The organism is Paraburkholderia sp. HC6.4b, from assembly GCF_014200875.1.
Classification (GTDB): domain Bacteria; phylum Pseudomonadota; class Gammaproteobacteria; order Burkholderiales; family Burkholderiaceae; genus Paraburkholderia; species Paraburkholderia tuberum.
The window spans coordinates 273,050-286,507 of record NZ_JACHDC010000007.1 but is presented as its reverse complement, the minus strand read 5'-3'; the positions used below and the strand labels follow the sequence as shown (position 1 = coordinate 286,507).

Genomic DNA, 13,458 nt, shown 5'->3' with positions numbered 1-13,458 from the left:
AGACTCAGATCCGGCGGGTTTGACCCTGCCAGTACTGCTCGCGCAGATCCTTCTTCAGCACCTTGCCGGCCGTACTGCGAGGCAGTGCCGCGACGAAGTCCACAGTCTTCGGTGCCTTGATCGAGCCGAGCTTCTCCTTGCACAACGCCACGAGATCTTCGGCATTGACGCTCTGACCCGCGTTGAGCTCCACCACCGCCTTCACGGCCTCCCCCCACTTTTCGTCGGGCACACCGATCACCGCGCAATCCTGCACCGCCGGATGGGCCCAGATCACCTGCTCGACTTCGCTCGGATACACGTTGAAGCCGCCGCTGATGATCATGTCCTTCTTGCGGTCGGTGATGTGCAGATACCCTTCGGAATCCAGATGACCGACGTCGCCCGTGTGCAGCCAGCCGTCGATGATCGTTTCCCCGGTCTTCTCCGGCGCCTTGTAGTAGCCCTTCATGACAAGGTCGCCGCGCACGCAGATTTCGCCGGTCTCGCCCTGCGGCAGGATCTCGCCGCGATCGTTCATGATTTCGACGCGGATCAGCGGGTTGGGCCTGCCGACCGACGAGAGCCGGCTGTCCGGCGCAGGCTTGCCGTCGACGAAGTGCTCGGCAGGCGTGAGATAGGAGATGGACGCGGGGGCTTCCGTCTGTCCGTAGCCGCCCGCCATAACCGGACCGAACACCACGATCGCGCGCCTGAGCTTCTCCACCGACATCGGCGCGGCGCCGTACAGGAAGCACTTGAGCGACGAAAAATCCTGGTCCTCGATGCCGGGGATATCGAGCAGGCGATAGATGACCGTCGGCGGCAGGAAGAACTCCGTGACCCGATGCTTCGCGATCGCCGCGAGAAGAAGCGCCGGCTCCGGCTTGGGCAACACGACCACCGTGCCGCCGCGCGCGGTGCACGGCAGCGAGAGCATTCCCGCAGTATGCGTCATGGGCGCGGCGGCGAGATTCACCGGACGCTCCACGCCATACGGAAACGCCATCATGAACTGCGCGAAGTAGGTTTGAAACGCGCGATGCGTGTTCATCACACCCTTCGGCAAACCCGTCGTTCCACCCGTGGCCGAAAGGGTCACGATGTCGTCCATGTCGTAATCGACGCGCGGCTCTGTCGCAGGTTGCGCCGCGCTCCACTTCTCGAGCGACGGCGCCCACGGCAGATCGGCATCGATACAGACCCAGAGCCTGACCATGGGCAGACTGGGACGCAGCGCTTCGATCGCCGGTGCGAACGCCTGGTGGAAAAACAGCGCTTCGCAATCGAACGCGTCGAGGAGGTACTGGTTCTCCTGCGGCGCGTTGCGCCCGTTCACCGGGATCCACACCACACCCGCACGCCACAGCGCCAGCGTGCAGGTCCATGCCGTGACGTCGTTGTCGGCCCAGACCGCTGCCTTCGCTTCCTTTTCGAAGCCGGCAGCGAGCAGGCCGTTAGCGATGCGGCACGACAGCGTGTGCACCTCATCGAACGAATAGCTACGCTCGTCCTGGATGTAGGCGATGCCGTTGGGGTTGATGCGCCAACCGCGGTCGAAGAAGTCAATGATTGCCATATCCCGTGTTTCCCTGTCTGTCCTGAATCTGTACCGAAACTGCGCGCTCGCGGCGCTTACAGCTGAGCGACGGTCGCGCGCGCGAGCCCACGCTGCTCGAGGAAGCCGAGCAGATAGCGATGCCCGAATGCCTTGGAACCCGAGGCGAAGCCCACCTTCGCAGTCTCGCCGTCGAGGAGCTTGATAGCCGCGGCCGTCTGGATGGCGCCGGTCGCGATGTACGGCGTGATGCCGTGCACGGTCGCGCGCACGGCCGAGAGCTGGCCGCGACCGATCGCGAAGTCGACAGTGCGATGAAGCGACGTGCGTTCGCGCGGCGGCATGGCCGGCGTGGTCGAGTCGACGAGCTGCTTGAGCACCGCATCCTGCTGCTCGCGCGGCAAGTTCGCGTACTCGGCTTCCCACTTCTGTCCGAGCGCGTGCACCATCTGCATCGCATTGTTGTCGTAGAAGCCCACGCAGGAAACGCAGCTGCGCACGCGCGGATCGTGCTCGAAGTAGACCGGCAGCGACGTCCCGCCCCACGGCAGGGCGAACACGGGCTGAAGGAAGTCGGGAGAGGCGATGTTGAACGAAGCGTGGCAGTCATGCGGCACCAGCTTCTTTTCCCACAGATAGCATGCTTCCTGACGATAGCCTTCGAAGATGGTCGCAGTGGAGCCCACGCTCACACCGGCGCCGGCGCCGCGCGGGCCGCGCGTGAGCGTGGCGGTCTCCAGCGCATCGATGCCGGGCGTTTCAAGCGCCAGTTCGGCGGCGATTTCCGCGAACGTGTACATGTAGGCATTCGAGGGCGATACCAGCAGCCCCGCCTGCCGGAACTTCTCGCCGAACTGTTCGCGAACCTGGCGGATATAGTGCTGCTCGCCAGTGGTGTCGAGGTAATGGCAGCCTGCCTTGAGCGCCGCTTCCACGGCGGTAAGGCCGAAATTGAAGAACGGCCCGACCGTGTTGCACACGACCTTTGCACCGCGAAAGGCATTCACGAGCGAATCCACGTTGTGCTCGGCTTCGATGACTTCGTAGTTCGCCGATTCGAGGCGCACGACACGCTGCGCCATCATGTCCTGCGTGCGCTTCGCGTTACGCGCGACCGCCGTAAAGGGAATGTCCTGGTCGATGAGCCAGTCCATGATCAACATGCCGGTGTAACCACTTGCGCCATAAACGACGACGGGATGCTTTGCCATGCTTGTCTCCTGAAACGTGATTGGTTAAATGTTGCGTCTGTCAAATGCGGGGATGTCGCCGGCGGCTGACAAACAGCACCGTCAGTCAGTGCAGTGTTGCGATGAAGCACGCCTCATTAATAGAACAAAATACCCAACTTAGGTCATATCGACAACTTAACGAAACTGAAAAAAATACAGGGTATTCCCCTGTCACCCCACTGTTCCTGCCCGTTACGCCATGGCAGCTATTGCGTGCCTGCCGCGCTGCCACCCGGCGTCAGGTTCGCCAGATAGCTGGCCACCGCCTGGATGTCTTCGCCGGACAACGTGGCCGCCATCCCGTTCATTGCGCCGCTCGGGTCACGACGCTCGCCCGTCTTGAACGCAGCAAGCTGCTTCGCGAGATAGGCTTCGCCCTGGCCCGCCAGTCGTGGCACCAGGTTGCGGCCCATGAACGACGCCCCGTGGCAGGCCTGACAGCTTTTCGCCGCTACGAGCGCCATCCCGCGCTTTTCGAGCGCCGCCTGGCCGTGCACCGCTTCGCTTTGGGCCGGCGTCTGCCGCGCGAAATAGACAGCCAACGACTTGATCTGCTCGTCCGTAAGCTCCCTCGCAATCGCCCCCATGTGGGGGTTAGGTCGCAGGTCGCCGGCAAACGCGTGCAACTGGGCGACGAGATAAGCTTCTGGCTGTCCGGACAGCGCCGGATACCAGGCGTTGACGGACTGCCCGTACGCACCGTGGCGGAAGTAGCAGGTCTCCTGCGGTTGCGGCCATGGGCCACCGTTGGCCACTGCCGTCTTGTCGATCTCGCTCATCGCCTTTTCGAAATGAATACCGTCGACGTAATCGCGTCCGTAGAGCGCTCCCACGCCCGCGACGCCTGCCAGCACAGCGGCTGCGCTTACGATCCATGCCCGTTTCATTCACGCCTCCTCGCCGCGTCGAGTGAAGCCGGCCAGCGCCTGCAAGGCAGCGCGGTGGCCCGAACGCACGGCACCGTCCATCGCGCCGGCCCAGATGTCGGCGGTTTCGGTCCCTGACCAGATCAGGCGCCCCACTTCGGGATGCAGATACTTGCCCCACCTGGTCCAGAAGCCCGGCGGCATGGGATTGATGCAATGCAGGGTCCATGGATCGACCCGGCCCCAGTCGTAGTCGTGGAACTGCGTCGGATGCAGCGCGCGGTCGCCGAATGCCTTGGCAAAAGTGGCCGACAGCGTCTTTTCGGCCATCGCGGAATCGTCCGGCAACATCCCGGGCGCGACGAATGCGGCGATCACGCCGAGCGATGCATCGGGAGGCGAGTTGTCGTACGCCATGAAGACGGGGCCACCGACCTGAAAGATCGTTCCGCAATAACCGGCGTCGCGCCAGAACGGTTTGTCGTAGACGTGGACCGTCTTGCGCATGGGGGCGTTCGTGGGCCAGTTCTGCTGGAGTTGCGCCCGCCCGCCGGGCAACGGCGGATCGAAAACAACCTGATTGCACAGGGCCGGATTCATCGCGACGATCGCACGACGCGCCTTAACCACGCCCTGATCGGTGTGCACCTCCACGACGTCACGATCCCAGCCGGTGACCTTGCGCACGGGCGAGGACAGCCTGACCTTGTCGCCGAGTTGCTCGGCCATCTTGATGCTCAGACGCTGCGAACCGCCGACGATGCGCGTTTCCTGCGCGCCGCCCTTGAACGCTTCGAGCTGCGTGTAGTTGCAGCTTGCACTGTTGATCATCGATAAGTAGTGCAGCAGACCCAGCTGCGCCGGCGCACCGCCCGTGGTCAGCTTCGCGGCTAGCGCGAGAAAGTAGCCGTCCTCGTATTTCACGCCCTGCTGCAAGAGCCACTCGCCGTAAGAGAGCTTGTCCAGTTCCGCCAGATGCGGTGCTTTCCACGGCGCGCCGGACGGCACGCCGCGCGACAGTTGGGCAAGCCGGTTGCCGATCGTGTCGTCACCCCCCGTGCCGCCATGAAAATCCTGGGCCACCGTAGCGCCCTGCGCCATCACGACGGTCTTACCCGTGTACCAGCTCGGAAACGTATCGATCTCGAGTTGACGTGCCAGATCGAAGATCGCGGTCTGGCCGGGACCGATCCACTGCCCTCCGGCTTCGGAAACGACGCCGTGTCCGAGGTCGTGGTTATAGGTGCGTCCACCGACGCGGTTGCGTGCCTCGAGCACGACGAACGAATCGCATCCGGCCAGTTTGAGGTCACGGCCCGCGGTCAATCCAGCGAGACCCGCGCCGATGATCGCGACGTCCAGAATGTCGCCGTTCATGGGCTTCGTTACGGCGGCCTGTGCCAGCGACATGCCGCCGGCCGCGAGTGACGCCGCGCCCATCGCCGTAACGCGTAGCAGCTGGCGCCGGGTCTGTGTATCCGGCTTACGTTTCCGATCCATCTTTCATGCCCAATTCAGTTTCATTGTTTCTCCCCTTTCTTCTCCGCTCTTAAGGAGAACTCTTAATAAGGTAGCGACTGGCGCTTCTCAATGGATCGTCAGCACCCCCTCCTGCGAAAACAACACCGGTTTGCCGGCGCCATCAATCAATGCCACGGTGAGCGTTGCGCGATCGTCGCGCTGATGAACCTCGAACGACGTGCTGCCCTCGCGTTGCCGGAACACAAGGCCATCGAGCCCGACGCCCATCAGTCCGTTTCGAGTCGCTACGAGATCGGTGATCGAACTCTTCGTGCCCGCGTTCAGCGCCGCCCACGTCGCCCCGCCGTCGCTGCTCTGGTACAGGCTGCCCAGCAGCCCGCCCACCACGATCCGCCCGTCGGGCAGCGCCACGCCCGTCCACAGCGTGCCCTTGCCGCCCGTTGCCTGATAGCTCCAGTTCGCGCCACCATCCGTGGACTTCAGCACCATCCCCTGTTCCGAATCGATATAGAGCGCGCCCTTGCTGTCGGCAAAAATGTGGTACAGGTTGCGGTCCGCCCTCGTGCCACCCGGCGGCTTCGGCACAGTCACCTTCGTCCACGTCTTGCCGCCGTCGTGCGTGGCGAGCATCAGCGACCATAGGCCTACGGCCACGCCATCTCTCTGGCTCGTGAACAGCACTGAGAAGAGCGGCTGGTCCACCGAGAGGTCCATCCGCTGCTTCTGCCAGGTCTCGCCGCCGTCGCCCGTTGCGAGAATCACGCCCCACTGGCCGACCGCCCAGCCGTGCTGCGCGTCGGTAAAGGTGACTGCCGAGAGCGTCGCCGAAACAGCCACTCCTTTCGCCTGGCGCCACGTCTTTCCTTCGTCATCCGATATAACGATGACGCCGTGCTCGCCCACCGCCACGATGCGCTTACCCGCACGCGTGGCGTCCAGCAGCATCATGTGGGACGGGGCCGCCCACGCGTGTGCGGGCATCGCCGCCCACTCCGCAATGGCTCCCGGCGGCAGAGCCCAGACTGCCGCACTCGCGCACAGCGCGGCACAGGCAACAAGTATCTTGATCATGACTGCGTCTCCCCTGTTCAATGGCTGAAGAGTCCAGGCGCACGCGCCGGTTTGCGCCTCGGGAACCACCGTTCCAGCACAGAGGCCAGCGCCGGCAGTGCCGTCATCGCCATCAGCAGGTTCACCAGGAACATGAACGCCAGCAGCTTGCCCATGTCGGCCTGGAACTTCAGCGCCGAGAAGCTCCACGTCGCCACGCCAATGGCCAGCGTGATAGCCGTAAAGATCGTCGCCACACCCACTTCCAGCATTGCGTGCTGCACAGCCTTCACGATGTTCTGCCCGCCCGCCAGATGCACCTGCAGCCGGTTGTAGATATAGAACGCGTAATCCACGCCAATACCCACCGCCAGCACCATGACGGGCAGCGTCGCCACCGTGAGCCCGATCTGCAGTTCCTTCATGAACCAGTAGCCGATGAAGGTCGCCACCGAGAGCGGCAGGCAGCACGCGAGCATCGCGCGCCAGTCGCGGTAGGCGAGGAACACCAGTATCAGGATCGCTGCATACACGTAGAGCATCATGGGCAGTTCGCTCGCTGCCACTTCCTCGTTGGTCGCGGCGAGTACGCCCGCATTGCCCGCCGCGAGACGCACAGTGATGCCCGGGAACGGATGCGTAGCGCGATACGTCTTCACGTCGTCCAGGATCCGGCTGATCGTCTTGGCCTTGTGGTCGGTGAGAAACAGGTGCACGGCCGTCATGCTGCAATCCGCCTTCATGAAGCCCTTCACCCGGCCCACATCCACCGAGACCGCGCCGTAGTTCCCAGGGTCGATCGGCACGACATTCATCTTCGGGTAGTCCTCGTTGTAGCCCTGGTTGTAGCGGCGCAGCGTCGCCGAGTAGGACTCGACCGACACCACGCCTCGCTCGGTGCGCATCGCGCTCGTGAGGTCGTCCTCGTACAGGCCGACTGCCGGGTTATCGCAGCCCTTTTGCGCCGACTCGATCGCGACAGTGAGCCAGTCGAGGCCGATGTCGTAGCTCGAAGCGATCGACGTGGCATCGCGGTTGAAACGCGCATCCGCACGCAGTTCTGGCGCGCCCGGCTGCAGTGTGCCGATCACACGGTCGCGGCTTTGCCACGCGGCAAGTGCGAACACCACCAGCGTCAATGCAACGGTCACGCCTGCATAACGCGGCTGGGCGATGCGCGCGAGCCCGCGCAACCACGCCGAGCGCCGCTCGCTGCGCTCGAGCGCGCTGTCCGCGTAGCTCTTCGCGAAGTTGAAGCATGACGCCGCCACCGGCAGCAGGATCAGATTCGTCACGATCTTGTATGCGACGCCGAGCGATGCCGTGATTGCCAGTTCCCGCACCATCGGAATCGGAATCAGCAGCAGCGTGATAAACGATACGAATGCGGTGACGAGTGCCAGTACGCCCGGAATCAGCAAACCACTGAAGCTGTGCCGCGCCGCATCGAACGAGCTGTTGCCGTGCGCAATCTCCCGCACGATGAAATTGACCTGCTGTACACCGTGCGAGACGCCAATCGCAAAGACCAGGAATGGCACCAGCACCGCGAGCGGGTCCAGTCCAAAGCCCAACAGCTTCAGCGTGCCGAACTGCCAGACGAGCGATGTCAGCGAGCATGAAATCAGCAGCACCGTGAAGCGCACCGAATGGCAGTACCAGTAGACCGCAAGCGCCGTGAGCAGCAACGCGATGCCGCAGAAGCCGAGCACGGCGGTCGCGCCATCGGCGATATCGCCGATCTGCTTCGCGAAGCCAATGATCTGGATTTCATAGCCCGCATCTTCAAACGGTTTGCGGATCTGGGCTTCGAGCAGGTGGTTGAACGCCACGTAATCGAGCACCTTGCCATTGCGGTCCCGCTCGTTGAGCTCGGCCGTAATCATGGCGCTGTCTTCGTTGTGCGAAACGAGCGTGCCGATATAGCCGCCGAGTGTCGTCGCACGGCGCACCTTCGCGACAACGTCGGGCGTGAGCTGGTCGGGCGTGATCGTGCCGGAGATGATTGGCTCCGCGCGGAAGCCCTCGTCGGTGATCTCGTTCACGTAGGCGTTCGGCGTCCACAGCGACTGCACGCCAATGCGGTCCACGTTCGGCAGGTACGTCACCGCCTGGGTCACCTTGTACAGTCGCGTAAGCCCTTCTTTCGTCCAGATCGAGCCCTTGCGTGCACGCACGACCACGGTGATCCGGTTCGCGCCGAGCAGGTCGGAGCGGTACTTCTGGAAAGTCTGAATGTATTCGTGGCCGATCGGCATCTGCTTCTCGAAGCCCGCATCCATCCGCAACTGCACGGCAAAAAATGCCATGACCACGGTGAACAGGCCAATGCTCACCAGCACCGCCATGCGGTGACCGAAGAACACCCTTTCCAGCGTTTTTACCAGACGATTTAACACGGCATTTTCCCTTCAAATGTTTCGGCAGCTCCGGCGACAAGCGGCATCGGACCCCACACCGGCGCTTCGGCCATCAGAAGTTCCGGGTGACGAACATGCCGACGAAGTTGCGGTCTGCGTAGGGATTGCCTACGGTGTTGTGCCCACCCCAGAACAGCGTGTAATTGATGCCCGCCTGCCAGACCGTCGGGTTCTGGTTGAACAGCACGTAGAGGTTCAGCGACTTCGAGCCCTGCAGGTAGTTCGCGGTAAGCGTCGGCGTATAGCCGTAGAGTCCGTCGGCGAACGTCACGCCCGGCGTCACCTGCCAGCCATGAATCAGCGTGCCGTCGTAGGTCCAGTTGAAATCGATGGTTGCGCCCACGGAGCTCGACGTGCCCTGCGCCATGCCGATCGGGTAGCCCAGGCTGGATCCGTTGTTCAGCCAGGGCAGGTAGCCCGCCTGAGGCACCTGCGTGACCGTCTGGCCATCCACCGAGCGCGTGACGCCGCGCTGGCTCAGGCCAGGGTAGTAGATCCATGTGAGCTCCCAGGTCAGCGTCGCTTCATCCGCACCGAGCAGCTTGAGGAACGGATACTCGCTGCGCGTGAGCGCCAGCAGCCCGTTGATGTCGTACTGGAGCTTCTTCATGTCGGCCCATTGCTGGCAATTCACGCCGGCCACGCCGTTGGTGTTCAGGTCCAGTGGGCCACCTGCGCCATAGCAGCTCGACAGTGCGACGGCATCGTGCGGCCGGTACGAGAGCTCGGTGCCGATCGCCCAATTGCCGATCCCGAAGTTCGCGCTGGCGCCAAAGAGCTGACGGTTCTGCAGATACGACCAGTCCAACGTCCCATTGGCCAGAGACGAAAGCACCGGCGACTTGTCGGTGTAGTTCTCGTAATAGACAGCAAAGTTCGCATCGAAGGAGCGCGGCGAATAGTTGAACTTCATGCCGAACTGCGGATGGTACTTCGATGGCGCCTGCCAGTTGACGGGCAGGCCGACAACGTTAAAGGGAGGCCCCGCAAACGCACCGCTGACGAGGCCGTTATTGATGCCGTCGAGCACGTTCTGGTTGCCGCTGCTGGCCCCCGCGATGGTGCCGGCGCTGGGGCCGGCCACGTTCAGATTAGTGGTGCTCACCGTATACGGGTTGGTTCCCCGGCCCAGGCTGTTCGATACCGACCAGAACGAGCCCACCGGCGGATAGCGGTTGCCGTTCCACGAAAACTGGTAGTAATCCTCAGTACTAAAGCCATGAGAAAGGTCCGCTGCAAAGCTGATCATCGGCGCGGGCAGCAGCGCCTGCTTCAGCTGCGAGCCGGGAATCAGCAGCTTCTGCACGTCGAGCGAGTTGGTGGCGTTGATACCGCCCTGCGCGAACATGCTCTCGCCCCAGTTGACCACCTGGTTGCCGAGGCGCACGTGCGCGTTCTGCCCGTTGATCGTGAAATCCTTCTCGCCCCACAGGTCGAGCAGTTGCACGTTGTAGACGACCTGCGCCGCAGCGGTGCTCGACAGCAGCGTGCGGTTCGTGTCGCCGGCGAGGAAGTCGTACATACCCGTGCCACGGATCATGAACTTTAGGCCCTCGCTTGGCATCTTGAAGAGCAGTTCGCTCGTCGCGCTGATGTAGGTGCTGAAGGGCTGACCCTTGCGGTAGTTCAGATTACCGTCGTCACCCACGCCCCATTGATTGGTGTTGGCTGCCGCGCCGCAACCGAACGAGTTCGGGTCGCCGGTAAGCGAGCAGCTCGGGTTTTTTGTGCGGATGCCCGCGCCCCCCGTGAGGTTGGTCACCCATGAACCCGTGAGATCACCCAGACCCGTCGTGAACTCATAACCGTACGCACTTGTCGCAGCCGTACCGAACATGGCCAGCGACGCCGCAATATATCTTCCGATGATCTTCGTTTTCATGGATCTCCCCTGCCGTCACCCTCGATCCCGGCGCACGTCACCGATGCACGCCGGTCCCTGGTCCTTCGCCGAACTTCAGCGCTCGCTCACCGATCGCAAGGATTCAGCCGTGAAGAAGTCCGTCTTGAAACGCGGGTCGTTGACCTGCTGGTACCAGCGAATGTCCTTACCCTGGCCAATCGACGAGGCGTCGAACACGTAGCGCCCGTTGTTGACGTCGTACTGCACGAACGGCTCGTTATCGCAGGCGCCGCCCAGTTCCCACACCGGGATCGGGTAGCTCTCGCGCACCTTCCAGAGCTTGCCCTGCGCGTCATAGTCCTCGCCCACGAGCGCAAGCCAGCTATCCTCGTCCAGGTAGAACACCTTCTTCGACGCAACGTGGCGCGCCGTGGGCTTGAGCGTCGCCTCCACGACCCAGACGCGGTGCACCTCGTAGCGGCGATGATCGGACGAGATGCCATTGGGCGTGGCGACGTCATGCAGTTTGTCCTTGAAGGTGTACATGCCGAAATCGTTATACGGGACGATCATTTCCTTCTTGCCTACGAGCTTCCAGTTGAAGCGGTCGATTGAGCCGTTCAACATGTTGGATTCGTCGATCAGATACTGATTCTCGAAGCCGATCAGTGGCGCATCGTGCGTATAGGCCGGCATGCGTCTCACCCGGCGTTGGCCGGGGAAGTAGTAATACGTTTCCGAATCCTTATCGAAGTACTGCCGCTGCACGAAGGCCTGCCCGGCCAGTGCTGCCGGCGAATCGACGGAAAAGTAGGCACCGAGACTGAGTTGGTCAACATCCTGCGGCGTGCTGCTGCCATCCTTGCCCCCCGGGAAATAGAACACCTGGGGACCGATTGCGTCGATCCAGTCGCTGCCGCCCGGGCGCGGTGAAATGGACGTGACAACCGGCGACCACTCGACCCCCTCGCCGCGGTACCGTGTTTCATAGTTGAGGATCGCCTCGGCGCCGTTTTTCGGCTGCGGAAACGCCACGCCTGGTAGCGCCGCTGCCTGCAGCGTCTCGCCATCCGAAGCGAGTTTCGCCGTCGTGAGATTTGCCTTCGAATTCTGCTCGGCGAAATCCGGCAGCTGGCATTCGCGGTGGGACGGATAGACGTCCATGCGGTAGCCCTTCAACTGCTTGACGAGCTGAATCTCCCCCGGTGACAGCTTTTCGGCGTATTTGTCGACGTTCGACGCATCGATCGTGTACAGGGGTTTTTCGTTCCTGTACTTCCAGAAGTCACCGCGGACCTTGCCCCACTCCCAGCCGGCCGGCGTGGCTTCCCTGCCGGCAAACGCCGGCACGAGTCCGTCCTTGCTGGCCGCGCGCTCGGCGCCTGACGGCGTGAGGTCGTCGGCAACTGCCACTCCGGCCACGAGCAATAAAGTAGCCGCGACGGCGGACATGGTTCCGATGGTGTGCTTTCTCATCATGACTCTCCTTCCGATCCCATTTTCATTCGTAGTACGCATCGTTAGAATCAAACCCTACACATCGGGGCCGAACCGCTCAGTCCTCGCCGCAGCCTGCCACGGCCACAGCCCGAATCTCGATGCACAACTCTGGCAGCGCCAATTGTGTTACGCCAACCGCGGTCCACGACGGATAGCGCGCCGGGAAGTACGCGTCCTTGACCGCCGAAAAGGCCTCCATTTCACCGCGTAAGTCCGTGTGAAAGGTGGTCAGCTCCACCACGTCGGAGAGGCTCGCGCCCGCCGTCTCGAGCACGGCTTTGAGCGACTCGAAGGCGATGCGGGCCTGCGCCGGCATGCCCTCGCCGGCTTTCATATCCGTGCCGATGCCGACCTGGCCGGAGACCCAGATCGTGTTCCCCACGCGGGTCGCGGGTGAAAAGTGGTAAGCGTCGTAGAACGCCTGGAACGGCGGCGGGATGATCGATTGCCGCGTAGTGGACATTGTCATGATGGTGGCCCCTTTGGTCAGACGAGTTGACGGAAACACGGTGCGCGAAACGGATCCCCTTCTTTCAACGCGGCAAGTTCTTCGATGAGCAAGACACCGGACGACGTGAAGCCCGAGACGCTCGGTTGCGGCAGCGGACTGAAAACCGCGTCGTCGCCGAAGAAGCGCAGCACGAGCGTGTGGCGCTCTGGAAACGCGCTGTCCACCGCGCCGCCGCCGTGCAGCACGCCCGGATGCAGCAGCAGGACGTCACCGGGCTCCGTCGCCCACGAAATGATGTCGTAAGCAGCCGGGTTATCGCGGCGCTCAGCTTCGATATTCGGCAGGCGCGGCCAGACATCGCCGCCATGGAGAGGATCAGTCGGATCTTCAGCATTTTGAAAGGTCGTGCCATCGTGACGCGGACCTCGATGGGATCCCCGCACAATCTCAAGCGCATTCTGTTTGGGGACGGCCTCAAAGCTGATCCACGCATTCCCGAGGTGCATCCCCTCCCATGGCAGGTAGGACGTGTCCTGATGCCACGGCGAGCGACCGCTCCTGCCTCCACTTTTGAGGAACAGCTCCTCTGCGAAATACCAGACGTGATCCGAGGCCCACAGGTCCGCGAACAGTCGGCCGAACGGCAGTTGGCCAACCAGCTCGTCCAGACGCCCCTTCGCATACGGATTGGCGTTGTCGTTGTGGGTCTTGTGTACCGTGCCTTCGAACAGGCTGCAAGCCATAGGCCCGGGGTTCTCTATGCCCCAGTCGAAGACCTCCCGGCACCGGGCCAACTGCTGCTCGCTGAGAAGACCTTTGACGAGAACGGCGCCGTCCTCGGCGAACGCCTCGCGCGTGGCTTCATCCATGTCTGAACTCCTGAATCGTCAATCGGCAGCCCGGTTCAAAACGCTTCCCGCGGCACCTTCATAGAAAATACTACCAAAGTTAGGTCATGATACAAAACCTAAAAAAAGAAAAAAGAGAGGGAATTCCCTGCCTTCACAAGGTTGAGCACAAGATGCCAAGCCACGGTTAGAAGCAGAACGCGGCTCCTGTTCCTGCAAGCAGCTCGGG

The 13,458-nt window shown here is 62.6% G+C and carries 10 protein-coding genes; all 10 read right to left on the bottom strand.

Annotated features, from left to right (window positions below):
• Nucleotides 1-4 precede the first annotated feature (4 nt).
• The 10 genes from HDG34_RS13500 to HDG34_RS13455 all read right to left on the bottom strand — a co-directional run bounded on the left by HDG34_RS13500 (nucleotide 5) and on the right by HDG34_RS13455 (nucleotide 13,250).
• Nucleotides 5-1,558 carry a class I adenylate-forming enzyme family protein gene (locus tag HDG34_RS13500; protein WP_184060714.1) on the bottom strand — a complete coding sequence of 518 codons (1,554 nt, stop codon included), beginning with the start codon at nucleotides 1,556-1,558 and terminating at the stop codon, nucleotides 5-7.
• Between the two features lie 56 nt (nucleotides 1,559-1,614).
• Nucleotides 1,615-2,748, bottom strand: a complete 1,134-nt coding sequence (locus HDG34_RS13495) for a trans-acting enoyl reductase family protein (protein WP_184060712.1) — start codon at nucleotides 2,746-2,748, stop codon at nucleotides 1,615-1,617.
• Nucleotides 2,749-2,975: 227 nt separating this feature from the next.
• The gene (locus HDG34_RS13490) at nucleotides 2,976-3,656 is read right to left on the bottom strand and encodes a c-type cytochrome (protein ID WP_184060710.1); all 681 of its coding nucleotides are present in this window, start codon (nucleotides 3,654-3,656) and stop codon (nucleotides 2,976-2,978) included.
• Nucleotides 3,657-5,135 carry an FAD-dependent oxidoreductase gene (locus tag HDG34_RS13485; RefSeq protein WP_184060708.1) on the bottom strand — a complete coding sequence of 493 codons (1,479 nt, stop codon included), beginning with the start codon at nucleotides 5,133-5,135 and terminating at the stop codon, nucleotides 3,657-3,659. It lies immediately after the preceding gene.
• Nucleotides 5,136-5,222: 87 nt separating this feature from the next.
• Nucleotides 5,223-6,188, bottom strand: a complete 966-nt coding sequence (locus HDG34_RS13480) for a YCF48-related protein (protein WP_184060706.1) — start codon at nucleotides 6,186-6,188, stop codon at nucleotides 5,223-5,225.
• A 17-nt stretch (nucleotides 6,189-6,205) separates the two neighbouring features.
• Nucleotides 6,206-8,566: an efflux RND transporter permease subunit gene (locus tag HDG34_RS13475; RefSeq protein ID WP_184060704.1), complete on the bottom strand. Its 2,361-nt coding sequence runs from the start codon at nucleotides 8,564-8,566 to the stop codon at nucleotides 6,206-6,208.
• Between the two features lie 73 nt (nucleotides 8,567-8,639).
• Complete coding sequence (locus tag HDG34_RS13470; RefSeq protein WP_184060702.1) at nucleotides 8,640-10,469, bottom strand: DUF1302 domain-containing protein; 1,830 nt, start codon at nucleotides 10,467-10,469, stop codon at nucleotides 8,640-8,642.
• Nucleotides 10,470-10,544: 75 nt separating this feature from the next.
• A complete protein-coding gene (locus HDG34_RS13465; protein ID WP_184060700.1) occupies nucleotides 10,545-11,909 on the bottom strand; it encodes a DUF1329 domain-containing protein in 1,365 nt (454 codons plus the stop codon).
• A 76-nt stretch (nucleotides 11,910-11,985) separates the two neighbouring features.
• On the bottom strand, nucleotides 11,986-12,399 hold the full coding sequence (locus HDG34_RS13460; RefSeq protein WP_184060698.1) for a RidA family protein: 414 nt from the start codon (nucleotides 12,397-12,399) through the stop codon (nucleotides 11,986-11,988).
• A gap of 17 nt (nucleotides 12,400-12,416) precedes the next feature.
• Nucleotides 12,417-13,250, bottom strand: a complete 834-nt coding sequence (locus HDG34_RS13455; protein ID WP_184060696.1) for a phytanoyl-CoA dioxygenase family protein — start codon at nucleotides 13,248-13,250, stop codon at nucleotides 12,417-12,419.
• Nucleotides 13,251-13,458: the final 208 nt, after the last annotated feature.

What these genes read in the sequence shown, in the direction of transcription:
- HDG34_RS13490 (WP_184060710.1), bottom strand. Translation starts at nt 3,656, where the DNA reads ATGAAACGGGCATGGATCGTAAGCGCAGCCGCTGTGCTGGCAGGCGTC.
- HDG34_RS13495 (WP_184060712.1), bottom strand. Translation starts at nt 2,748, where the DNA reads ATGGCAAAGCATCCCGTCGTCGTTTATGGCGCAAGTGGTTACACCGGC.
- HDG34_RS13480 (WP_184060706.1), bottom strand. Translation starts at nt 6,188, where the DNA reads ATGATCAAGATACTTGTTGCCTGTGCCGCGCTGTGCGCGAGTGCGGCA.
- HDG34_RS13455 (WP_184060696.1), bottom strand. Translation starts at nt 13,250, where the DNA reads ATGGATGAAGCCACGCGCGAGGCGTTCGCCGAGGACGGCGCCGTTCTC.
- HDG34_RS13500 (WP_184060714.1), bottom strand. Translation starts at nt 1,558, where the DNA reads ATGGCAATCATTGACTTCTTCGACCGCGGTTGGCGCATCAACCCCAAC.
- HDG34_RS13470 (WP_184060702.1), bottom strand. Translation starts at nt 10,469, where the DNA reads ATGAAAACGAAGATCATCGGAAGATATATTGCGGCGTCGCTGGCCATG.
- HDG34_RS13460 (WP_184060698.1), bottom strand. Translation starts at nt 12,399, where the DNA reads ATGACAATGTCCACTACGCGGCAATCGATCATCCCGCCGCCGTTCCAG.
- HDG34_RS13485 (WP_184060708.1), bottom strand. Translation starts at nt 5,135, where the DNA reads ATGGATCGGAAACGTAAGCCGGATACACAGACCCGGCGCCAGCTGCTA.
- HDG34_RS13465 (WP_184060700.1), bottom strand. Translation starts at nt 11,909, where the DNA reads ATGATGAGAAAGCACACCATCGGAACCATGTCCGCCGTCGCGGCTACT.